Annotated in this window: 19 protein-coding genes; 4 read left to right on the plus strand and 15 right to left on the minus strand. The window is 69.2% G+C overall.

Annotated elements, in window-relative coordinates:
* The first annotated feature begins 24 nt into the window (after positions 1-24).
* A complete protein-coding gene (locus tag ACTMTB_RS15380) occupies positions 25-741 on the plus strand; it encodes an HD domain-containing protein (protein ID WP_441146135.1) in 717 nt (238 codons plus the stop codon).
* On the opposite strand, the gene ACTMTB_RS15385 is transcribed toward ACTMTB_RS15380, so the two are convergent.
* Together ACTMTB_RS15385 and ACTMTB_RS15390 are read right to left on the minus strand one after the other, a co-directional pair.
* Entirely contained in the window at positions 713-1,132 is a 420-nt protein-coding gene (locus ACTMTB_RS15385) for a barstar family protein (RefSeq protein ID WP_441146137.1), read from the minus strand. The genes ACTMTB_RS15380 and ACTMTB_RS15385 overlap by 29 nt on opposite strands.
* 57 nt (positions 1,133-1,189) lie before the next feature.
* A complete protein-coding gene (locus ACTMTB_RS15390; RefSeq protein WP_441146803.1) occupies positions 1,190-1,627 on the minus strand; it encodes a ribonuclease domain-containing protein in 438 nt (145 codons plus the stop codon).
* Between the two features lie 194 nt (positions 1,628-1,821).
* Here ACTMTB_RS15390 and ACTMTB_RS15395 point away from each other — a divergent pair, with 194 nt between their 5' ends.
* Positions 1,822-2,340, plus strand: coding sequence for a hypothetical protein (locus tag ACTMTB_RS15395; protein WP_441146138.1), 519 nt, complete (start codon positions 1,822-1,824; stop codon positions 2,338-2,340).
* A gap of 58 nt (positions 2,341-2,398) precedes the next feature.
* Here the strand turns inward: ACTMTB_RS15395 and ACTMTB_RS15400 are convergent, their stop codons facing one another.
* From ACTMTB_RS15400 to pglY, 4 genes are read right to left on the minus strand one after another with little or no spacing between them, the layout of a single operon-like run.
* Entirely contained in the window at positions 2,399-4,504 is a 2,106-nt protein-coding gene (locus ACTMTB_RS15400) for a DEAD/DEAH box helicase (protein ID WP_441146140.1), read from the minus strand.
* Positions 4,504-5,829: a BREX system ATP-binding protein BrxD gene (gene brxD / locus ACTMTB_RS15405; protein WP_441146142.1), complete on the minus strand. Its 1,326-nt coding sequence runs from the start codon at positions 5,827-5,829 to the stop codon at positions 4,504-4,506. The genes ACTMTB_RS15400 and brxD overlap by 1 nt, the downstream gene beginning before the upstream one ends.
* Positions 5,826-8,567 carry a BREX-2 system phosphatase PglZ gene (gene pglZ, locus ACTMTB_RS15410; protein WP_441146144.1) on the minus strand — a complete coding sequence of 914 codons (2,742 nt, stop codon included), beginning with the start codon at positions 8,565-8,567 and terminating at the stop codon, positions 5,826-5,828. Before pglZ ends, brxD begins: the two co-directional genes overlap by 4 nt.
* On the minus strand, positions 8,564-12,280 hold the full coding sequence (pglY, locus tag ACTMTB_RS15415; RefSeq protein WP_441146146.1) for a BREX-2 system ATPase PglY: 3,717 nt from the start codon (positions 12,278-12,280) through the stop codon (positions 8,564-8,566). Before pglY ends, pglZ begins: the two co-directional genes overlap by 4 nt.
* Before the next feature lie 351 nt (positions 12,281-12,631).
* On the opposite strand from pglY, the gene ACTMTB_RS15420 reads away from it, so the two are divergent.
* On the plus strand, positions 12,632-13,474 hold the full coding sequence (locus ACTMTB_RS15420; protein ID WP_441146148.1) for a hypothetical protein: 843 nt from the start codon (positions 12,632-12,634) through the stop codon (positions 13,472-13,474).
* A 244-nt stretch (positions 13,475-13,718) separates the two neighbouring features.
* On the opposite strand, the gene ACTMTB_RS15425 is transcribed toward ACTMTB_RS15420, so the two are convergent.
* The 3 genes from ACTMTB_RS15425 to ACTMTB_RS15435 all read right to left on the minus strand — a co-directional run bounded on the left by ACTMTB_RS15425 (position 13,719) and on the right by ACTMTB_RS15435 (position 15,975).
* Positions 13,719-14,609, minus strand: coding sequence for an RICIN domain-containing protein (locus ACTMTB_RS15425; RefSeq protein WP_441146805.1), 891 nt, complete (start codon positions 14,607-14,609; stop codon positions 13,719-13,721).
* A gap of 231 nt (positions 14,610-14,840) precedes the next feature.
* Positions 14,841-15,275 carry a DUF7008 domain-containing protein gene (locus tag ACTMTB_RS15430; RefSeq protein WP_441146150.1) on the minus strand — a complete coding sequence of 145 codons (435 nt, stop codon included), beginning with the start codon at positions 15,273-15,275 and terminating at the stop codon, positions 14,841-14,843.
* 82 nt (positions 15,276-15,357) lie between these two features.
* Positions 15,358-15,975, minus strand: coding sequence for a hypothetical protein (locus tag ACTMTB_RS15435; protein ID WP_441146152.1), 618 nt, complete (start codon positions 15,973-15,975; stop codon positions 15,358-15,360).
* 591 nt (positions 15,976-16,566) lie between these two features.
* Here ACTMTB_RS15435 and ACTMTB_RS15440 point away from each other — a divergent pair.
* Positions 16,567-17,244, plus strand: a complete 678-nt coding sequence (locus ACTMTB_RS15440) for a hypothetical protein (protein ID WP_441146154.1) — start codon at positions 16,567-16,569, stop codon at positions 17,242-17,244.
* An 82-nt stretch (positions 17,245-17,326) separates the two neighbouring features.
* Here ACTMTB_RS15440 and ACTMTB_RS15445 read toward each other — a convergent pair whose 3' ends face one another.
* From ACTMTB_RS15445 to ACTMTB_RS15470, 6 genes are all read right to left on the minus strand, one after another.
* Positions 17,327-17,656, minus strand: coding sequence for a hypothetical protein (locus ACTMTB_RS15445; protein WP_441146156.1), 330 nt, complete (start codon positions 17,654-17,656; stop codon positions 17,327-17,329).
* 44 nt (positions 17,657-17,700) lie between these two features.
* Positions 17,701-18,786 carry a WXG100 family type VII secretion target gene (locus ACTMTB_RS15450; RefSeq protein ID WP_441146158.1) on the minus strand — a complete coding sequence of 362 codons (1,086 nt, stop codon included), beginning with the start codon at positions 18,784-18,786 and terminating at the stop codon, positions 17,701-17,703.
* Positions 18,787-18,935: 149 nt separating this feature from the next.
* Complete coding sequence (locus tag ACTMTB_RS15455) at positions 18,936-19,253, minus strand: type VII secretion target (RefSeq protein ID WP_441146160.1); 318 nt, start codon at positions 19,251-19,253, stop codon at positions 18,936-18,938.
* 3 nt (positions 19,254-19,256) lie between these two features.
* Positions 19,257-19,679: a YbaB/EbfC family nucleoid-associated protein gene (locus ACTMTB_RS15460; protein ID WP_441146162.1), complete on the minus strand. Its 423-nt coding sequence runs from the start codon at positions 19,677-19,679 to the stop codon at positions 19,257-19,259.
* 214 nt (positions 19,680-19,893) lie between these two features.
* Complete coding sequence (locus tag ACTMTB_RS15465) at positions 19,894-20,406, minus strand: hypothetical protein (RefSeq protein WP_441146164.1); 513 nt, start codon at positions 20,404-20,406, stop codon at positions 19,894-19,896.
* A gap of 112 nt (positions 20,407-20,518) precedes the next feature.
* Positions 20,519-22,291, minus strand: a complete 1,773-nt coding sequence (locus tag ACTMTB_RS15470; RefSeq protein WP_441146166.1) for a DUF262 domain-containing protein — start codon at positions 22,289-22,291, stop codon at positions 20,519-20,521.
* Between the last annotated feature and the right edge of the window lie 49 nt (positions 22,292-22,340).

Here is a 22,340-nt window from a genome sequence, read left to right on the forward strand (position 1 = left end):
GTGAAGATCGGCTATAAGTGGTGCATGGAGTTCCCGCCGTACCTCGCCACCATGCCGATGCACGCGATCACCGAGATCCACGGCGAACCCGGCCTGCTGGAACGGTTCCGGCTGGAGATCCGGGCGTTCGACCCGGCCGCGCGGGAGCGGCTCGGCGCCGCCCTCGACCTCGCCGCCGAGTTGCACCGCGACGATCGGCGGGTGCGCGAGCCGTACCTCAACCACCTGCTGCGGGTGGCGATCCGGATGATGCACCACTACCAGGTGCGCGACGTGGACGTGATCATCGCCGGCCTGCTGCACGACGCGGTGGAGGACCATCCGGGCGAGCTGGCCGGCACCGACGTCGCCGACCCGACGGCGGCGGCGCTGGCCACGCTGGCCGCGCGCTTCGGCCCGCGGGTCGCCCGGCTGGTCGCCGCGGTCACCAACCCGGAGTACGACCCCGACCGCGACCGCAACGCCCAGTACCGGGAGCACGTGGCGGCCAGCCTGGACCGGGAGCCCTGGGCGCGGGTGATCAAGGTGTCCGACTTCACCGACAACGGGGTGGGCGTGGTCTACACCATCGGGCCGAAGGTGGCCCGGTCGGCGGCGAAGTACCGGCCGCTGGTGCCCGTCTTCCGCGACCTGATCAGCCGGCCCGACACCCCGCTGTCGGCGCCGGTGAAGCGACACATCTTCGCCCAACTGGACCTGGCCGAAGAGCGGTTCAGCGCGATCCTCGACCAGCCCAACTGAGCCCGGTCCGGACCCGGTGGTCCAGCGCGGGCAGCCGGTCGCCGGTGGTGCGCAGGACGAGCCGGAACGGGTACCGGCCGTGCGACCACACGTCGTCGCAGACCTGGAGCAGGGTGGCGAGCTGCGCGGGCGGCTCGTCGGCGAGGAGTTGCTCGGCGTCATCGACGCGCAGGGCGAGCGGGCCGGCGTCGTCTCGGTCGAGCAGGCAGTCGGCCAGCGCGTCCCAGTTGCGCCCGAACCACTCGGGCAGGTCGAGGACCTGCGCGAGCAGCCCGAACAGGTCCGCGCGGCTGCGGGCGTCGGCGCCCGGCACGACGACCGTGCCGGCGGTCGGGTCGGCGATGGGGTCGGCGGTCAGCTCCAGCCACGGTGGCAGGTCGGGCGCGTCCATCCGGTCATCCTCCCCGCTCCGGTCGGGCCGGCCGGTACCGGCCCGACCACTGCCGGCTCAGAGCCGGTAGAAGTTCGCGTAGTGGTCCGGCGAGAACCAGGTGACCCCGGTGCTCCGGTTGACCACGATCCGGTACGCGTCCCGGGAGGCCCCGTACGCCCGGGGGTAGACGTCGTACTCGTGGTAGGTGGCGTTGGCGGGGAGCTGGCCCTCCCGGTTGTAGAACTGGCCGCCGGCGAAGTTGTAGAGGCCGCCGCTCCAGGTGTACCAGCCCCGGCTGGTCGGGAAGCCCTTGGCGGCCCAGCCGGACCGGGCGGTGCGGGCGTCCGCGCAGCGGGTCATCGTGCACGAGCTGTAGACCGCGGCGGACGCGGCGTCGGTGAGCGCCGGGGTCACTACGGACGGGCCGACGAGCGCCCCGGCGACCATGGCGGTGAGCAGGGCGAACGTGCCGACCAGGCGGCGCAGGCGGGTGAGCGGGGCGGGCGGGGTCACAAGAGTGGTCAACGAGCCCTCCGGATCACTAGGCATCGATCGATGCCGAGCCCCAGTGTCCGACCCGGCGGGCTCGCGCGGGAAGTCCCGGTGCCCGAATTCGTCCACAACGGTCGATGACATCCCGGTGCCGCCGTCCGGTGGAGCGTCGGCGCGATCTTGGCTGCTTCCCTGGGGATGGCACGATGTCCGGCATGGACTGGATGCCGTTGCTGAGCACGGGAGCGGGCGCCATCATCGCGCTCTCCGGCAGCTTCCTGGTCGACCTGCGGCGGGAACGGGACACCCGGGACCGGGACCGGGACCTCGACCGGTGGCGCACCTGCATCGACTTCGCGCTCGCCCTGGGCACCGCGCACAGCATGCTGCGCAACACCGCCGCCGGTGATCGCGCCGCGACCACCCGGGCGATGAGCGAGTCCGGGGCGTACCAGGAACGGGAACGGCTGCTGATGTCCGGCACGCCGGAGCTGGTGGTGGCGGGCGAGGACGCGTTCCACCGGCTCGTCGACATGCAACGGCTGATCCGCGCCGGTGAGGACGTGCGCACCGACGCCGGGCACGAGGCGTACCACCGGTTCGCCGAGGCGCTGTGGACGTTCCGGATGGCGGTGCGCCGGCACTTCGGGCACCGGGCGATCGATCCGGGGACGCTGGACCGCAAGGACTGGTCCGAGCGCAACGAGTGCGTGTACTGCGGCGCCGCCACCTAGCGGTTGCTTGCCAGAGCGCGCCAGCACCCTGCGGAGAGCCCTGGCCCCGACCGGCAGATCAGAGGTAGGCGAACCGCACGGGTTCCTTGAGGACCGCGGCGGCTGCCTCGACGTCCGCGAGCCGCACAGCAAGCGTTGCAGCGGCCAGGCGCGGCGGTAGGGCGGCGCTGAACTTGAGCCCGGCGAGCGCCTTGTCGGTGACGTCAGGCAAGCAGATCCGCTGGTCAGCGTCCGCCGTCGCCACCCGCCACATCTCCCGATCCAGATCGGAGCGGAGTCGAATGCTGGCGTCGTCGTACCGCTGCGTCGGGTCAGCCAACTTGCTCAGGGTGGCGATCAGGGTCGCGTTGGCCCGGAAACCGGCCCAGGTCCACCAGCGGACCTCGCCCTCTCTGTCCCGAACCACCACGGAGCCCCCCGGGTGCACCGTGGCGGTTGCGTCATCGCGAAGTGCCGCCAGCCTCGTCGTGGCGCGAGCGGTGAGCGCGACCTTCGGGTCGGCGCCGACGAGCACATCCCGCATGGCCCGGGTCATCCGGTACGACAGGCCCTGCGGTGAGGCTCCGCTCATCCACAACGCCTTGCCACCACCGTCCGCCGGCTCGACGAAGCAGCGGCGCCGCTTCCAGTCGATGTGGGTGACCCGCCAACTGCGTCCGCCGAGCAGGAGCAGGCGGGGTCCCTGCACCTTCGCGGTCAGCAGCGCCGGGTCTGTCCGGCCGATCTCGGCACGCCCCGAGAGCACGGTGAACTCCGGTGGTGCGGTGAAGACCGCGAGCATGTCCATGAAGTGGCGCCGTCCGAACCGCAGTTCGGCTTCCGGGCCGATGAACAGCATGCCGGAGTCCGAATCGAGGTACCCGTGCTCGACCAGATGCCGCACGATGACCTCGGCGCTCCTGTCGAACGGTGGGAGTCCGTTCCACTCCTCCGGCCACAACTGGTCACCGACCCGGTGCCGCTGAAGCGACAGGGCGAGCACCTGCTGGGCCACGATGTGCCGCGGCTCAGGCGGCGGCACGACGGCCTCGACCCAGCCCTCCTGCCACAGGTTGAGCAACCCGGCCGCGTGCAGCAGCCCGTCACCATCCAGAGCGAGGAACAGACAATTGCGGACGGTGCCCGGCCGCCGACCGGTCCGACCGATGCGCTGCAGGAACGCAGCGACGCTGCGTGGAGCACCGATCTGGATGACTCGGTCGAGGTCGCCGACGTCGATGCCCAGTTCCAACGTGCTGGTCGCCACGATGACGCAGTCGCGTTCCTGCGCGAACGCCTCCTCGGCGCGGCGCCGTTCCTCGACGGAGAGCGACGCGTGGGAGAGGAACGTCTTCACCTGCATCTCGCGCAGCTTCTGACCGAGTTCCTCGACCAGCGCCCGCGAGTCGCAGAACACCAGACGCTTCTCGCCCCGATGCAGCGTCGCGATCACCTTGGCGGCGTTGTGCACAGAACCGACGTAGTCCAGTTCCACCTCGCCGGGCGGCGCGGACGCGGTGGCGACAGCGACCGGTGACACCACGCGGGCTGGCCGACGAGCTCGGCCGGAGCCCTGCAGCCAGCTCAACAGCTCGTCCGGGTTTCCGACGGTCGCGGAGAGCCCGACCCGCTGGACGGGCCGACCCGCCACCCGGCTGAGCCGCTCCAGCACGGCCAGCAGGTGCCAGCCGCGGTCGTCGCCCGCGAACGCGTGCACCTCGTCCACGACGACCGTACGGAGGTGGCGGAAGAAATCACCCTCGTCCACGGCGGCGCTGACCAGCATCGACTCCAACGACTCGGGTGTCGTCAGCAGCACGTCGGGCCGCTCGCGGAGGATCGTCCGACGGCGCCCCATCGTGGTGTCCCCGTGCCACAACGCGGCTCGCCGCCCCAGCCAGCCGGTGTACGTCTCGAGCCGCGGCAGGAGGTTGTTGAGCAGCGCCTTGAGCGGACATACGTAGAGCACGGAGGTGCCCGACCAGTTCTCCTGAGCCATCCGCGACAGCAGCGGGAACACCGCCGCCTCGGTCTTGCCGCCGGCCGTCGGCGCGAGCAGCAGGGCGTCGTCCCCGTCGAGCAGTGGCTGGACGGCGGCCTCCTGCAAGGGGCGCAGTCCGGGCCACTGCAGCGAGTTCACCACGTGGTGCAGCACGACCGGGTGTAGCAGGTCTGCACCGGCCATCAGCGTTCCGCGGAGAGGTCGAGCGAGATCTCGTCGGCCCTGGTCGCGTTGCGCTCGACGTCGGTCATCTCGGCGGCCGACAGAGTGAGCGCGTAGTGCTGTCGAGGGTCGAAGCTGTCGAACTGGTCGACCCGGTCGAGCACCTCCCCGACCAGCTTCTTGAGAAAGAGCCGCGGCGCCACCCCCACCTTGCCACCCAGCCCACCGGCGACGGCCTGCGCCAACTGGCCGAGGTACGCGTCGTCGACCAGTGCACGCACCCGGTCTGGCGCGGTGGAGCCGTCGGCGTAGAGGTCCCGCACCCGGCCACCGAGTTCGACCAGCGAGTCGACGGTGAAGCCCGCGAGCCGGATCTGCACCGCCCGAGGGTTGTCGAACCGGGCGTCGGTCGTGAAGTCGACCGCAAGTCGCTGGGCCAGCGGGGCGAGTCGCTGCACACCCTGCGGCCCGTCGAAGAACGCCGGCGTGCCGGTGATGACGAGGTAGAGCCCGGGGAAGCGGCCGGAGTGCACCTCGTCGATGAGCTGACGCAGCGCGTTGAGGGCCTTGTCCCGCGCGTCCGAGCGGACCCGTTGCAGCGTCTCCACCTCGTCGAGGACCAGCAGCAGCCCGGGATGGCCGCTGTCACGCAGCACCGCGAGCAGACCCTGCAGAAAGCTGAGCGCCGCGAAGTGGTCGAGGTCGCCCCGTACCCCGGCGACCCGCCGGGCGGACGCGGCGACGTGCGGCTGTCCGCCCAGCCAGGCCAGCACCGCGTCGGCGGTCGCCTGGTCACCGGCGAGCGCGGCGGTCCGATATCCGCGGAGCGCGGCGGCGAAGGCTGGGGCGGTGCGGTTGACCGCGGCGAGCCGCTGGTCGAGCAGGACTCCGACCGCCCGGTCGAGGGCGTCCGCGTCCTCGGCCGCCACCTCCCCCGCCGCGAGGACGTCCTCCTCCAACGCGTAGAACCAGCCGTCCACCACGGGTCGCAGGGCGCTCGGCGGGAAGGTCGAGGTGGTGAGCCGCTCGGTCAATCTCCGGTACACCGTCTCGAGCTTGTGCAGCGGGGTCTCGTTCTCGGAGACCTGCACCTCGGCGGTGGCGAAGTTGGCGCGCTTCGCCCGCTCGGCGATCCAGCGGGTGAAGAAGGTCTTGCCCGAGCCGTACTCACCTCGGACGGCCTTGAACACCGAACCGCCTCCGGTGACCGCGTCGAGATCCTCCCCTACCGCGACAGTGAACCGGTCGAGCCCGACGGCGAAGAGGTCTAGGCCCGCCGACGGGACGGCACCCCGGCGCAACGCGTCGATGACCTCTCGCCGCCGCGCCGGGCTGACGGCGGTCACGGCGCACCCCCCGGCGGGCCGAACTGCGTCCGCAGCAACGCGATGTCCAGCTTGACCGTGCGCCCCTCGTCGATCTGCGACAGCACCGGATAGTTGTCGACGTTGAAGATCCGCTGCAGGGTGTTGACGAATCCACCCACCCGCCCGGGCAGCTCACCGGCCCGCTGGCCGAGCACGGCCAGCGGCAGCACGCCCTTGGCGTCGACGAGCGCACGCAACGCCGCCTCGATCTTCTTGCGGTCCACCTTGCGCGGGGTCAGGCCGTGCTGCGCCTCGAACAGCTCGGTAGCCAGCACCGCGGCCACCAGATCGCCGTCTCCAGCCGGCGGTGCCGCGGCGGGGGCGCTGGGTGCCTCCGGTACGTCGAACAGCGCGTCTCCGGTGACGGCAGGCGCCTTGCGGCGCGGCCGAGGTGCGGGCGCGGGAGCCGTGGGGGCAGCCGGAACCGGAGCGGGCGCGGACGCCTCCCACCAGTCCGGTCGGCTGCTCTCGACGGGAGCCCAGCCGGTCGGCGGCTGCGTCGCGTTCGGCATCAGGTACGCCAGCAGCGGGATGGTGACCTCGGCGAGTGAGGCGCCGCCGTGGTAGCCGGCCTTGCTGGGGCGGTAGCGCAGCATCGGATCCCACAGCGCGATGATCCGTTTGCCGTCGGCCACCACCCGGGGGCCGGTCAGCTCCACCTCCCCGGGGGCGGCCGGGCCGGGTCCGGTGCGGTGCCGGGCGGAGGCGGCGTCGGTGGCCTTGACGTGCTGCCCACCCCGCTCCAGCACGTGCCCGTGGTCGCTGGTGAGGACGACGGCGCGTCCGGAGGAGCGGGCCTGGTCGAGCAGGCTGCGCAGGAAGCCGAGGTCGTCGAGCTGCCAGCCGGGTTCGTCGCCTTCGCGGCCGTGGGTCAGCGACTCGTCCACAGTGTTGATCACGACGGCCACCACGGGCGCCGTGCCGGCCACCTCGTCGGCCAGTTCGCCGGCGTACGCCCAGCCGGCCCCGCCCTTGGCCGGCCCCTTGTGGAAGATCCGGGAACCCTTGCCCCACCGACCGTCGGCGAAGAGCTTCTTCTCGTGGGCCTGGTTGCCTTCGCGGAGAGCGCCGGCGAAGAGTGAGGTCCGGGACACCGCCGTCAGGGTGGGCAGGGCGGCCACGACCCCCCGTCGGCGGCCCGAGGTGGCACCGGCGAGCGGGTCGTACTCGACCCAGTGCTGGGACAGCTCGTCGGCGAGCTGCACGGCGACGGCGGCGCTCATCCCGTCGAGCACGACGAGCAGCACCGGCCGGTCGGCCTTGACCAGCGGGTCGATGACTCGGGGCAGCAGGTTCTCCACGGTGAGCAGGCCACCGTCGTTGCCGGGGCCGGCGGTCGCCCACGCCGCGAGACGCCCGGCGAACGCCTGATCCAGGTCCCGCCGCCGCTGCTGCGCCCGGTCGTGGATCTCCCGGAACGCGGCCTGCAGCTCCGGGTTGGCGTCGTCGCCGGCCCAGACGTGGTTGAGCGCCACGTCGACCCAGCCCCACTGGCCGATCTGCCGGTCCACCCCGTCGGCCACACTCGCCGGCGGCTCCTGCTCGGTGCCGAGCCACCGCACGAGCCGCTGGCCCATCCGAATCCGGTTGACCCGGGTGGCTTCCACGTCAGCCAGCCGGTGCCCGGCCAGCGCGTCGACCGCGCCGTCAAGCGCGCGGTCGGCCGGGTCACGGAGCGCGGCCCGCAGCGCCTGCGCGGCGGCGGTGACACGTCGGGCGAAGCCGGTGCGGAGGATCGGGCTGTGGCCGGCGCTGGCCGTCGCGTTGAACTGGATGAGGAGTTCCTCGGCCCGGTCCAGCACCGCGTTTCCCTGCAGCCGCGTCTCCCGCTCGCGAGCGGTCAGCATCGCGCCCACCAGCTGCACCGCCGCTGCGGCGAAGCCCTGCACGGTGGCATCGTCGTTGAGGTTGCCGAAGTACTGGTCGATCCGCCCCTGCGCCCGCACCGCCTCCGCACTGTCCGTGGTCCACAGCGCGTCGCACACGAGACCGAGTGGTAGGGCGTCCGCGCCGTGGCCGGCGTCGATGAGGGCGAAGAGCGCCCGGGCCGGCCGGCCGAGCTGCTCGACCAGCCACCCGGCCAGGCCGTCCCGCTCCTCCTGCCCGAGCAGCGCGTACGCGTCGACGGCCGACGGCTCGGCGCTCCAGCGCAGCAGGGCCGCCACGTCGAGGTCGTCCGGGCTCCCGCCGCGGCGGTCCAGTCCCAGGCGTACGGCGGCAAGGTGCCGCAACGCCACGTCGCGCGTCAGCACCGCGGTGGTCAGCTTCGGCCATCCCGCCGGCGGCATGGCGTCGAGCAGGGCCGGGCCGGCCCAGCGTTCCCGCTCCAGCGCGCTGTCGGGCAGTTGGGCGCCGAAGGCGTCCACGACCAGGTCCCAGGGCTCGATGGTGTGGACCTTCTGCCGGAAGATCCGGCTGCGTACCCCGTGCCCGAGATCGGACTCCGGGATGTCGGTGAGCAGCACCAGCACCTCGTCGCCGCGGTCGGCGACGAGGTGCTCCCAGATGGCCAGCGGGGACACGCACGGCACGACCCGGACCTGGCGTCCGTCGGGCAACAGGAACGCCGGGTCGTGCGGCCAGACCGGCTCGGCGCGCACGACCATCACCGGGTACGCCTCACCGTTGCGGTGCCGACCGAGCTGCTGCGCCACCTTCTGGGCCAGGGCTACGGGGTTGATCCGCAGCGCCTGCGCTGGTGCGGGTGCCTGAGTCACTGCACGATTCTCCAGGTCACCTCGATGGTCGCATTCGGATTGGCGTCCGCGTACTTTCGCAACTGACCGATCGCGTCGTCCAGGGCATCAGCCCGCACACGCTGCTTGCCGGGCGGGACAACTGTGGGATCCGGGTCGATGGGTGGCAGGTCGGGATCGGGATCCACGATCGGCGGCTTCCGGGTCGCCTCACGGATGAGTGCGATCGCGTCGCTCTGGGCACGTCGTAGGGCCGGGGCCAGCGGCAATGTCAGTTCATCGGCCTGAGCCACCCGGCGCAGCTCGGCGAGGATTGCCCGTGCCCGCGCCGCATACGGCTCGCTGAGACCGGTGATGATCTCGAGGTTTTCCCACGATGCGTTGGCCAGCGCAGATGACAACTGCGCAGCGCTCTTGACACTCGTCCCGGTCCGGTCGGCTGGGCCGCCCAGCTCGGCGTGGGCTAGCCGCTCAACGGTTTCCACCGCTTGCCGACGTTCGGCGAGCGCGTCCAGGAGGTCGGCGGCAGCGCGGGCGGTGGTGAGCCGTCCGCTGGTCGACTCCTGGTCGATCCCCAGCCGACTCGCGCCTTCAATTAGTTGGTCGACCAAGGCTCGAGCGGCATCCTGGTGCTGTCTGGCCTGATCGGCCAGGTCCCGACCGAAGAGCGCCACCAGCCGGCCCCGGCGCAGGTCGAGCGGCTGGAAGCCAAAAATGGCAGCGGACCGGGAGCGGGCCGCCTGCCAGTCCTGCTCGCTGGGCAGGCGTTGCTCCCGCAGCGTGTGATCGGCCGTGATCCGAGCCGGCTCGGGGGGCGGCACGACCTCGCTGCCATGCAGGTAGAAGGCTCGGTCGGTTTGCTCCGCGAAGGTCGCAACGACTAGGTGCGCCACAACTGGATCAAGCCCACGCGGGTTCGGATCGTCAATCCAGCGAAGCAGATCAGCCACCCGCAGTTCACCGGTGATGCCCTCGCCGGACGCCTTGCGCTCGAAGTGCCGGGCCCACTCCCCCTCGATGACGAAGGCTGCCTCGTGCATGGTGCCCAGGCCGAGCGGATTGGCAATCCGCCGCAGGGTCTGCCGGTGATTGCGGTCTACCTCGACGCGCCCCTCGGGCGACTCAACGGCCCGGCGCACATAGCTGAGGACGTCCTTAACTTCCTGCGGCCGAACGGTCTCGCCCTTGCGGTCCGGGTCGAAGTCTGGATGGGCCGGGTACTGCTGACTGAGCATCTGGTCGCCGAGGCTACGCAGCGCGTCGTTGAACGCCGCACCCATCGGCAGCTTCGGCTCGAGTGCGCGAGTCAGCGACAACAAATGATCATCGAACCCGAGCCGGACGTCACCCTCCTGCTTCTGGGCCAGCCCATAGGCCTCGCGCAACACCTTGCGCAGCCCGTTTCGCAGCGAGGTGCGCTGATTGGTGAGAACCGCATGCGCCCGTCGCCGGTCATCCGGGTTCAGATGCTCCGCGTGGGTGTCGAAGCGTTGACCGGTAAGGACTGCATCGATGATGACGAGGTTGTTCAGGTCCGCGTAACGCTCGACAGACAACGCGGCCGGAATCCAACACACCGTGCGAGCCGTCATCCGGCTCGCCAGTTCCTGCACCCGCTGCCGATCGTCCGCAGGTCCGTGACTGCTGTCGTCGAACGGGTAGTCGATGATCAGGCGCCACGAGGCCGGGTCGCCCGGGGCAAACGCCTCATCCCGGATGTCATTCGGGTCGCGCACGTTTGCATAGACCAACTCGATGCTCCGGCGACTGCCCCGCCAGGCGAGCACCGCTTCGGCGAAGAACGAGTCGGTCCACGGCACGCCCAGTTGCTCCCAGAGCATCCGCTGCACCATAAGCTTCCGAGCACCGTCATTTGCATAGTGCCTTGCCGTAGCCAGGACGCTGGTCACGTCCACGCCCACAAGCTCGATGGAGACGACCGGGTCGTCGCCCTCGCTGACCCGGATCTCGGTGAACTGCCGATCCCACTCTTCGATCTTGCGGCTGACCTGAGCGACCTCGCCGCCCGGGATCGGGCTGGTGATGCTGCCGTGGTTGAGAGCGGAGAGGCGGCGAGCATTGAGGTTTCGAAGAGCGGGCACGTTGGGGGCCAGCGCGCCAAGCAACAGAGTCTTGATCAGCCTGTCGTCACCCGTGAAGGCACGGATCCGGCCGGCCGTCTCGGCAGGCAGCGCTTCGCCTCGACGAGCGGAGTCCAGGTCGTCGTCGGTGAGGCTGTACTGCGCCAGGAGGTACGGGCGCAGCTTGAGGTCGTACAGCTTCTGGGCCATCTCGAACTCGGCCTTGAGCTTCTCGGTGAACGGCTGGTCGCCACCACCGCTGATCACGTCGTAGAGGTCGCCGAGCGGCACGAGCTGGCCGAGGCGCAGGGTCTCCCGCCGGTCCACCAGGAGCTGGCGCATCAGCTTCAGCGCGGTCCGGGAGCGCTGCAGCGCGCTGGAGACGTGCACGAGGGTGGAGAGGAACGCCGGGCTGAACGGGTACGTCGACCGGAAGGCGTCGATGTCGGCGCCGCTGCCGGAGTCGGTGCCGAGCAGGGTGTCGAACACCTCCCGCCGTACCTTGGTGGTGGCGTCGAAGGCCTTGCGGATCGCCTCGGCGGCCGTGGTGTCGAGGGGTTTGAGCAGGCGGCGGCGGGCGATCTCCGGGAGGTTGCGGTCCTCCAGCTTGATCACGTCGAACCGGCCGCTGGCCAGGTTGAGGGTGTCCTGGTAGCTCAGCTCGTTAGCGCCGGTGACCTCCTCGCCGACGAGTTCGCGCAGGTCACGCTGGCGGGCGATGAAGCTGATCACCGGGATGGGCCGGCGGGTGTCGCCGCCCTCGACGAAGTTGGTGATCTTCTGGATCTCGCGGGAGACGAACTGCTGGTCGCCGATCGAGTTGGCCAGCCAGAGGATCAGCTCGTCGAGGAAGAGGATCAGACCGTGGTAGCCGAGTTCCTTGGCGTGCCGGCTGATTTCGGTAAGCCCCCGGTCAAGCGAGACGAAGGCCTCGGCGTCCTCCCGGGCGTTGCTGAAGAAGCCCTTGTTCCAGCTGGTCAGCAGGTCGTTGACGAGCTTGCGGCGCAGCTCGTCGGAGTACGCGCCGGCGAACGCCTGGTCGAGGCGCTCGGGCGTCCAGGTCTCGGTCTCGCCCCACTCGTCCTCGGCGTCCCCGCCGGGGAGGCCGTCGATGAACTGCTTGTCGCCGATCTTCTCCCGCAGCGAGGCGGCCTGCTCCAGCAGCGCGTCGGTGCGGTGCACCGCCGGGATCGGCGCCTCGGGGTGCAGCGCGCGGACCCGGTCAACGTAGCCGCCGAGGACGCGCTGCTCCAGCGAGCGGGCGTCGAGCAGGTGGTACGGGATGAGCAGGAACTTTCGCCCGTCCAGCCAGACGCTGTGCTTGGCGACCAGCGGGGCCAGCTCGTCGCGGCCCCGGGCGGCTGCCTCGCCGCGCAGCAGCGCGTGCAGCACCGCCATGAAGTGCGACTTACCGGAACCGAAGGAGCCGTGCAGGTACGCGGCCTTGGAGGCGTGGCCGTCGACCGCGGAGCGGATCAGCCCGAGCGCCTCGTCGAAATTGCCGAGCAGCCCATCCGTGACGACGTAGTCGCGGAGGGTGGCATCGGCGTCGGCGACACTGTCGGAGAGCCTGAGCACGAAGTCGCTCACGCTCGTGCGCTCCGGGATGTCGATGAACTCCCGGAGCAGCGGCGCAGGGCTGGGCGAAGACATGCTGCATACCGTACCGATCACCGAACATGCCGTCATGACCCGAGCAGGTCAACGTGCGGCGAGGTCGAGATCTGGCCGGTTCACGGCATTTGTCGGATTGTCTGGGTGCGACGCTTTCGAGCCGGCACGACCGCCGCGAAGGCGACGGCCTGCTTGTTAGCGTGCGGTGAACACGTTCATCGACGCGTCAACGACGACGGGTTTCCGCTGTTGAGCGCGGTATCGCGCCCCCGGCTGCCAGGGGACGACATGACGGACACCTCCAGCACCAGGCCGCCTGCTCGATGGCCCCAACGGGGGCTGCGTGGGCTGAAGCTGACCTGGAAGGCGACCGTCCGGACGGGACAGTGGGTGAAGACGCGCTGGGAACAGCTTCTCGCGGCGCTGGAGGACGCCGAGCCCGCCGCGGCACCGACCGTCCCACCAGCCCGACCCGGCCAGCTCGTTGAACGACGAACCGCGTCGGGGCCGCTCACGGTGCCGGCTCGGGACTACGTCTTCCATTTCATCGTCCGCGTCACCTTCACCTGGTCGTCGAATCGGATGGGCGCGGACCGGCTCAGCTGGTACGCCCAGGCCTGGACACCGCAGGCGAGCCAGCGGGTCAGACGCGCCGCGGCGAAGCTCTCCCGCAACCTCCCAGCGACCCAGGCCGGGAAGCTCGAGGTGGCGCTGCAGGACGAACTGGCCAGGCGGGGCCGGTGGACCTTCGGGCGAGCAGACGCCGTGGTCACCTGCGAACCCGAGATCTCGGTGGAGCTCGACGAGCAGGTGCGGGAACTCCTCCGACCGTACGGTGAACAGATCATCAAGGTGGAGCGCGAGTACGACGTACACCGGCGGCGGGCCGAGTCTGCCGAGCGGATCTGCCGGCAGTGGATCACGGTCATGGAGTTGTTCGTCGACAGCCCGGCGGCCGAAACCTTCGGGCAGGACGTCAAGGACGACCTGATCAGCACCCTCCAGCAGGTCAAGCGGGACGCCGAGGCCGCCGCGGAGTGGAGCAGAAAACTGCGGACGGCGGGCCCCGTCAACGCCGACGTGTTCCATCCGCACACCTGGTTCGACCATCCCGCCTCTCCGGCACGGGACGAGGGGCGGGCGAACGGCCAGCCCGAGCCGGCGGTCGACACGCCGAAGACGGACGGCGACCAGGCGACCGCCGCAGATTCCGGCAGCAACCCGACCCGGTGATGGGACGCATCCCGCAGTCCCGGTCGTGGGTGACGCGGGATACGAAGCGCAGCCGAACCTCGGACGCCGACGGATCCGGTGGCCACCCACCCGTTGAGCATCCGCGCACCGGCCATGACCGGCGGCTGCCGCAGCAACCACTGCGCGGTACGGAGTCCGGGCAGCGCAGCAGGCTTCGGCACACAGCCTGCGCTGATGCCCACCCGGGGCGCGTCACGGCTGACCGGGTGGGCCGCCCCGGGAGTCAGCCGGTGAAGTTCCATGCCTGGTTCTGGCCGCCGACGCACTCCCACTGCTGCACGAAGGCGCCGGGCGGCGGGGCCGTCAGGGCGGGGTTGGCCGCGTCGAGGCACTTGTCGCTGTGCCCGGCCCGCAGCTCCCACTTGTCATCCGCACGGCGCTGAAGGTGCCAGGTCTGGTTCGGGCGCCAGCCGCAGTTCTCCAGCACCAGACCGGCCCCGTTCTCCGTCCCGCCGCCGCGCACGCTCAGGCACTGCCCGCTGGCGGCGTCCATGATCTCGAAGGCGTTCTGGTAGGCGACCCGTTCGCCCCGACGCAGGAAACGGACTCGCTGGGTCGACCGGTTCATATCCGGTCGTACCTTCATGTCCGCCACGTCGACGACCAGTTCATTCCGGCCGGAAAAGGCGCTGTGGAGTCGGTCGAGTTCGCCGAATTGAACAAATGGCACGGACGTGGTTTCGCCCCGTTTCGAAACGGTGGCCGCCCAACGGTTGGATGCACTCTCGTTGAACCTCTTGTGTGCTTCGCGGACCCGGGGTGCGACGCAGAGGTGGTCCTCGGGCGTCGCCTCGCGCCACACGAACCCCTGCTGGCATGTGTCGGGCCCATAGGTCTGGTCGGCCGGGTTGCGGAACTGATTGGGATTTCTGTTATCCAGCTTCACGAAATGCCGGGTCTTTGGGTCCACGCAGACGTGGTCGTCCGGCCTGGCCTCCCGCCACACGTTTCCGGACGTGCATGTGGAGGGTCCGAAAGGCCCGAACGCGGCGGCCGCGCCATAAAACGCCGCACCCCCGGACGCCACTCCGGCGGACGCAGGCGTGCCGGACGCTGTCATGCCGATCGTCAGAAGACCGGCAACAAACAACAGTGATCTCGCACCGGTAATCACGAGAATCAAGCTAACACGATGCGCGGAGCCACCGATGAGGAATCCAATTTCACCAGTCACGTTGATCGTAAGGTTGTCGACCGACGCCGGCTAGCACGGCAGCCGCGAACGCCTCGTCGGCGAACAACTCACCCAACTCATCCCGGATCACCACCGGCAGCAGCGCCCGCCGACCTACATCGCACGTACCGCAGGGGCGATCTCATCAGCCGGTTGTTTCCGGACGCTCACTCAGGCCTTCGCCTTACGACCCCGGGTGGCCTTCGGCGGGCGCCACAACGTCAACGCCTCGTCGGTGAGGTGCAGCCGGTTGGTGGTCTCGGCGAGGAAGCCGGCGTAGATGTCCGCCGGCGAGGCACCCCGCTCCGGGTCGAACTCGCCGTGCCACTGGCGTACCCAGGGCAGGATCTCCCGCAACCCCGCGACCAGCGGCGACAGCCGGTCGGCGGCCCAGCCGTCCTCCTGCTCGCGCGCCACGATCAGCGTCGCGAGGGCCTGGGCCTGCTCGCGGTGGTCCCAGCCGGCCCAGCCGACCAGCAGCGACGGGTCACCGTCGCGGCTGGCACCCGGGTACGAGACGAACCGCTCCTTGGGCACGTCGAGCTTGCCCCGGTGCTTCCAGTAGCTGCCCTTGAGGAAGTCCGCCGAGGTGTACTTCGGCGGCACCGGTCGCCTGGTCCGCCGCGGTGTCCCCGGCCCTCGCCTCACGGTGACCGATGTGGCGAGGGCCGCCGAGACCGACCCGCTGTCAGGCTGGCGGTGCCGGTTCGCCGCGGTCCCGATAGGATCTCCGCCGCTGTGCCAGTATTCCCGGCTCGGCCGTGGTCGGCTCCGACAACGGGCGCCGGACCTGCTCCACTGATCCGCCGCGGACGGAGAGACTCCCGCGAGCGGCACGGTAGAAGTTGTCTCGCCCCTGGTCGGCGCGGCGAATCAAGTCAGGAAGGTCGGTCGGCGGATTCGGCAGCGCTCGTGCTGCCCGTTCAATGTCCCGGACGGCGTCCCGCCATGCGGAGCCAGCGCGAACGGTGACCTGGTCGCCGAGCAGGAGAACGGCCTCCCAGGCCAGGGTATGACGGACATCCGCCTCAGCGAGCCGGGCCAACCCGTCGTCCCGGTCCAGGGACGGCCGGCGCGACTCGGGACGGTGGTTGCCGAGCATTTGAGTCGCCACGGTGTGGATTTCCTTGACCGCCCGGGTGAAATCGACGTATGCATCGAGGCGGCGCTCGTCCCACCGCACGGTCTGGCTGCGCCGCCAGCGGGCACGCTCGTTCACGGTCGTGGCGAACATGGTGCCGGCCACGCCGACCAGGACACCGAGCAGCGCCGGCCCCTGGGTCACCAGACCATCCACAACGCTCATCACCACCTCCACACCTCCGCGTGATCACACCACGCTCGTCATTGATCCTGCTCGGCTGCTCTCCATCATGGATATCTTCGGCGCTCCGGTCCAAGCGAGGCGCTTACCCCGCCGCCCGCATAGAAACGGGGGAACGAAGACCATCCTTTCGGATAGATGCTTCAGACGCTGATGGCCGAATCCTTCGGCGACCGCATCGATGCGCCCATGAAAGTGGCGTACGACTTGCCCTCGATGGGCGTGTTGTGTGGATAAGAGACGGTCATCGCGTCGATCCTTCAAGAGGGACTGCTCCCATCAGCCACCTCTGCGCGAACCACCGCACTGGTGCGCTGACCTACGCGCCCCAAGGACCGGGGTGGAGGGATTCCGCAACGAGGGAGGGGTGGCGTGACCGAGGCTTCAGGCGGGGAGCCGACGTCGGAGAGGCCCGATCGGCGGCGGGTCGACCGCGGGCCGGATCTGGGCGCTCAGGTCTCGGATGGGTTCAAGTCCCTCTGGAAGTACCTGGCTGCCGCGGCGAGGAGACTGAATGCCCCTGCGGCGGAACCCCTCTCGCCACCGCCCGACGAACTCGTCGAGCGACAGGATGTGTCGGGACCGATCCTGGTCGCTGCCCAAGGGTACGTGTTCGGCTTCACCGTCCTCGCCACCCTCACCTGGTCGTCCAGGGGCGTGGGACCGGAGGCCCTGCGCTGGTACGCGCACCACTTCATGTCAGACGCGATCCAACGCGTGCGGGAGGTCGCCGCCGAGCAGGCCCGCAAGTTGCCCGCACACCGGGCCGGCGAACTGGAGGTGGCACTGCAGCGGGCGCTGGACGAGCAGGACCCGGCCCTGTGGAGGTACAAGCGCGGGACGGTGCACGTCAAGTGCCGCCCGCAGGTGTCGGTACGGCTCGAGGGACGGGTCAGGCAGCTCCTCCAGCCGCACTGGGAACGCCTGATCGAACTGGAATGCCAGAACGACCTCTACACGAGGCGGGCGCAGTACGCCGAGCGGCTCAACCAGCGGTGGGTGGCAATCATGGACGAGTTCGTCGACCATCCCGCTTCCGACGAGGCGGCGCAGGCGATCAAGGAGGAGTTGGACCGCGCCCGCCAACACATGATGGCGGAACAGAAGGCCGCCGCGCAGTGGAGTGAGGACCTGCTACGCGAGCGGCGACGCCACGAAGGCATCTTCGAGCCCTTCACCGCGATCGAGATCATCCAGCAGAGATCGCAGGGCCAGGACCACGAGACATCCGGGCAGTCGGGCGAGGCGTAGCCGCCAGCCGGTCAGACTGGCGCTTGAGCCCTGACAGTCACCCGCGCAGAGCGCCGGTGTCGGGATGCTGTTCCGGCGTCAATCAGACCCGAGGGTGCGCATCCTCGATCCGCTCGGCCTTGACGTAGGCAAGGAGATCCGCCTGGTCCGCAGCGGGCAGAGCCTGGAAAGCGGCGTAGGCGACCCTCCGCGAGTGCGCGGTCTCCGCGGCGAGGAGTCCGATGATCGCCGCCCACGAGAGCGAGACCAGGTGGAACACGCGGTCGTCGCGCAGCGCCGGAAGCCGGCTCAGGTCGCCCAGCCGCGTTGCCGCGTCGTCATCGGTGGCGGCGCGGTCGACCAGCTCGAAAACGGCCTTGCCTCGGTACGGCCCGCCCCGCTGGACCAGCTCTGCCAGATCCTCGTTGGACATCTGCCGCACCGGCGGCGCCGGTCTGTGTGGTGGGGGCGGCGCCGTCATGGTTCCTCTCCAAAGATCTTCGAATACTCTTCGCGGATCAACTGGTTCAGGCGGTCCACCGACTCCTGGTCGCCGAGGGACTCCGCGTGTCTGATCTCCTGTTGGTAGGCACGGACCTCGTTTTCGTAACGGACGACAGGATCTTCGAACCAGCCTCTCATCCCGGCCCAGCCCACCGCCTGATCATCCCGCAGGTGTTGCATCTCGTGCAGCAGGGCTCCGTACGAGGCGTCGGGGTCGAGGATCAGGTGGCCTGGATTCCCCGGTGACGGACTCGGTCCGTACGCCAGCGCGCCTTCGCGGAAGGTGACCTCGACCCCGAGTTCCCGGGCCTGCCGGATGGCGGCCTCCCATTGTTCCGGGTGGGTCTGTTGGGCCGGGCCCCACTTGCGGAGCGGGTCGGCCTCGGAGTGGAGCAGATGCGTTCCCCGGTGGGGGGCGGGTGCCGTGGTGCCGCCCGGGGTCGCGAGGCGGCGGAGCAGGGCCTTGAGATCATCGATGTGCTCCCCGAGCCGGCGGAGGATGGGTGCCAGTCGACGCAGGCTGTTGATCAGGCCGTGCAGCAGTCGGGTGATCCGGGCGGCCCACTTGCCGGCGAGGGCGGTGACCTGGGTGATGACCCACGGGGTGGCCAGGCCGAGGGTGACGCCGGCTTCGGCGAGCCACTCCCACAGACGGACGGCGAGCACCGAGACGAACTCGGCGATGAGGTCACGGACGAGGGTACGAACCATGGCGACGAGCAGGCCGGCACCGGTGGTGATCTCGGCCATCATGCCGGTGGCCTTCGCGAGGGCCTCCAGCGCGGACCGGTGCTCCGCGCTGTGGCGTCGGTAGGCGTCCGAGGCGCTGCCCGTCCAGTCAGCGATCTGGGTCCTGACCGCATCGTCGAGGGTCGTGCCGACGTCCGTCAGTTTGTTACTGAGGTTGCGCCAGGTCTGGCTGTAGGCGGCGATCTGGTCGGGGTCGCCGGCCAGTTCGTCGAGGGCGTCGGACAAGGGCTTCACATGTTCGATCAGCCAGCCCACACCCCAGGCGACGAGCTGACCCAGCGGGTCGGTGACGAAGGCAAGGGCGTCCATGGAGACGGCCAACCCACCGATCCCGGTGTCGATCCAGCCACCGCCGGCGTAGCTCGCCGCCAGGCTGTCGATGTCCTCAGCGATGAACACCCCGCTGAACGCGGTGGTGCTGTCCTGGCGGGTGGCGATGAGCGGGTTCGCCGCCTGGCTCACTGTTCGGCTCCGCGGTTGAAACGCGTCGCCACCGCCTGGTCACCGCTCTCGTATTCGCGGGCGGTGAATCGTAGGTCGTCGGCGGCACGTTGCAGGGCGTCGGTAGCGCCGTTCAAGGTGTCGATGGTGGCCTGCTGGATCGGGTCGATCAGGCTGGGGATCAGTTGGCACAGCCGGCCGTACGCGTCGCGTCCCAGCTGCACGGACGCTGCGGCGCGCCGGCACTGCTCGACCTCGTCGGCGACGCCGTCGACCGTGCCGGAATGCGCAAGCAGCGTCTGGCTGTCGACTTCGAAGCCCTGGTGACCAGCCACGTTTCACCGACGGTGGGGATTGCGTCGATCATCGTCGCCGTCGTCGGGCGGCGCGGGGAACCGGGTGGCGTAGCTACCCACGACTGCCCGCCCGGTCTCGGAGTCAGCGCCGACCGTCTGGGCGGCAACGTCGGCCACCGCCTCGGCGAGGCGGGCCTGCGCCCGGCGCATGGTACCCATGATCTCCGCGGCGATCCGCTTTCCTGACCACCCGCACACCCGATCGTCGAGCCGCAGCTCCGTGACGGTGCCACTGCCGGCCACGGTGACCTCCACGGCGCCGTGGCCGCCGGTCGCCGAGACTGTCAGGTCAGCGATGCGCTGCGACATGGCCTGCGCCTGGGCCGCCCGCTCCGACACGGATGCCGACCAGGATCGCACCCACTCTTCGGCCGCATCCGCTCCCGCGCCGAAGGGCGCATCCATCACCGTCGCTTCCCCATGCCGTCACCTTAGCGACCGGGGCGGCTCGATCGCAGTCCCGCGAAGCGGCGACCGGCCGGCGCGCGAACCGGCCGGCCTGAAGAATGCTGCATACCGCACCGATCGGGTCGCAATTCGCGACGACCCCCGGATCCTCGTCAGGCACGACTTTGGTGTAGGCCCGCTTGTCACCGCGCCACCGCGCCGAACTCCGCACCTAACCCTCGGAGTGACCGCGTCCTTCCAGCGCCCACCTGGCATGTCCCTCCGCGGCTTCGTACGCGGCGTCCTTGCCGATCTCCTTGATGGCATACAACCGTGCCGTCTGCGCCAGCGCTCTCGCCGCCAATTGAAGCCGATTACCGGACGCTTGCCGCACCTGCAGCCAGTCTGGGTCCGCCGCAAACTGCTGCGCCAGCATCAGCATCTTCGGCTGGAAGCCACTATCGCGCTCAAGCGTGTAGCCCGGAGGCATCTCCTCACTGCCCGCTCGCCACTTGTCGATGAGATCAACGACCTCCTGCGAGCTGGTCAGTTCACGTGGCTTTGGGGGCCGGCCGGAACAAGGCTGGGCGCAGACGTCGCGGCTGAACCTTTCCCGAAGGGCGGCGGGATGTTCCCAAACCTGCGAATCCCTCCGCACGGCGATCACGCCGCACTCGCCGCACACCGTCGCGTCCGTTGCATGGTCACTTGCCCAAGTCACCGTGAGAGCGTAGCCATCGTTCATGATCGCCGGCGGCCCTTGGTCGCTGCCGCGCCCAGAGTGCCGCAAGTCGTCCTAACCCTGGGCGAACCAAGTAACAACCCATGTGATCTACGTGGCGACGCGGCGACGCGGCTCAGGGCGCCTGTCCCAAGGGTGCCTCCCAAGTCGTGCCGAGCAGCTTCGCAAGACGCTGTCCGAGCAGGTGGTAGCGGCGCTCACACCAGCCCAGATACTCGTCAATCGATCCCGGCAAGTCGGGAAGTGCGTTCAGCTCCAGGTAGTTCTTGTAGCCAGCGGGAGTGAACGTCTCTTGGGCCCACTCTCGGGGGACACGGTCCTTCTTCGCAATGTTCTCCGGGCCTTCGAGGAGCTGAAGGTTAGCGAGGCTGTCGCGGTACCAGATGGCCTCGCTGAGTTCGTCTTCTGTGTACTTCCTGTGCTTCTTCAACTTCGCGTTGGTAAGCAGCGACCGCGGGAAGACGTGATCAATGTGGTGGACATTGCGAGTGTTGACGTGCGGGAAGAGCAGGGCAAGGATCGGGAAGATGCCCGCGGTCCCGTACGCCCAGGACTCCATTAGATCCTCAACCTCCCCAGGCGTGAAGGTCAGTGTCTTACCGCGGGCGGTCATCCTCTCCTCAAGCTGCACCACCGGGAAGTGGTTGGCACCGTGCTTGTCGATGACCTCACGCAACTCTCGGAGCAGCGTGTCGAGGCCGGAACCCCACACGCCATGCTTCAGCAAGCTCCGAATGACCCAGGAGCGGACAGCAGCCCGGTCGTCCCGTTCTGCCGGTCGGTCACGGTAATGCTCGTCGAGCCCCCGTCGGTGGATGTAGTAGGCAATAGGGATGAGAACACTGTTGGCGGTGAGGTTCGCGGCCGAAAGTCCGAAGTCCCCCAGAAGGCCAGCGGCCACGGTCAACGCGTCGCTTACCTCGTCCCACCGCTCTTCCAGGCGCAGCATGTTGCCACGGTTGAAGTTGCGGACTTTGAAGCCGACATCGGTCACGCCGGTAAGCATGAGTCCACTCTTGAGGACCACGTCCTTGCTGAACCAGAAGCGCTGGTCTGTGCCGTTGAGCGTGTCGACGAGAGACTGGATCTCCTTGCGGGCATCCCGCTTGTTCCACTGGGCGGTCGCAATGCTGAGCAGCAGGTCGCTTTGCGAAAGCACCGTGCCCGCCGAGTTGACCCGGATGAAGATGTCCAGCACCTTGTCAATGTCCTGGTCGGATTCCTCATAGAAATGCAACATGGGCTTACTGTGGATTGCGCTGAAGAGGGTACCGACCAGCTTCGAGGCGTAGCCGTTGTTGCCCAGACCGTGCGAGGCGAGCATGCCCATCAACTCGCCGAGGTCGGTCGCGTCAAAGAGTTGGTAGACCGGGAACCAGTAAGCGGAGCCGTCAGCCGGTTGGGCGACGGGCTCGGCCATCATCCGGAAGTCGTGCTTCACACCCCTCTCGTTCTCGGCAGCCTCTCGGAGCACGTTCAGGTGCAGCCGTCGAGCCGGGTACGACTTGGCCTGGTTTTTCTTTCCATAGCGGACCCTGCTGGCGTAGTAGCCGCGCAGCGCCAGGTTGAGCGAGGTCAGCCGCTGCTGGCCATCGAGCACCGCGACGACGGCCTGTCCCTTGGGGACGTCCAACTCCTTGCTGTAGCGGTTGTCCTTCTCGTGGTACTCCCGCATGAACTCGTAGAACTTGAACTGTGCCGAGGTCTCGGACCGGACATGCCACGAAAGGAAGGATCCGATCGGATAGCCCCGCAGGATGCTGTCGAAGAGCCGGGTGATCTGGTCGTCGTTCCACACGAAGGCACGCTGGATCGCCGGCAGCACCAGTTCCCGTCGCTGGATCTTCTTGACTGCGTCGACGATGGTGATCGCTGTCTGAAAACCCACGGGTGGTCCTCCATGTCACGGAAGGCTGAGGCAGGACCAAGCCTTGTAT

This window comes from Micromonospora sp. L32 (assembly GCF_052068055.1).
In the GTDB taxonomy this organism is placed as follows: domain Bacteria; phylum Actinomycetota; class Actinomycetes; order Mycobacteriales; family Micromonosporaceae; genus Micromonospora; species Micromonospora purpureochromogenes.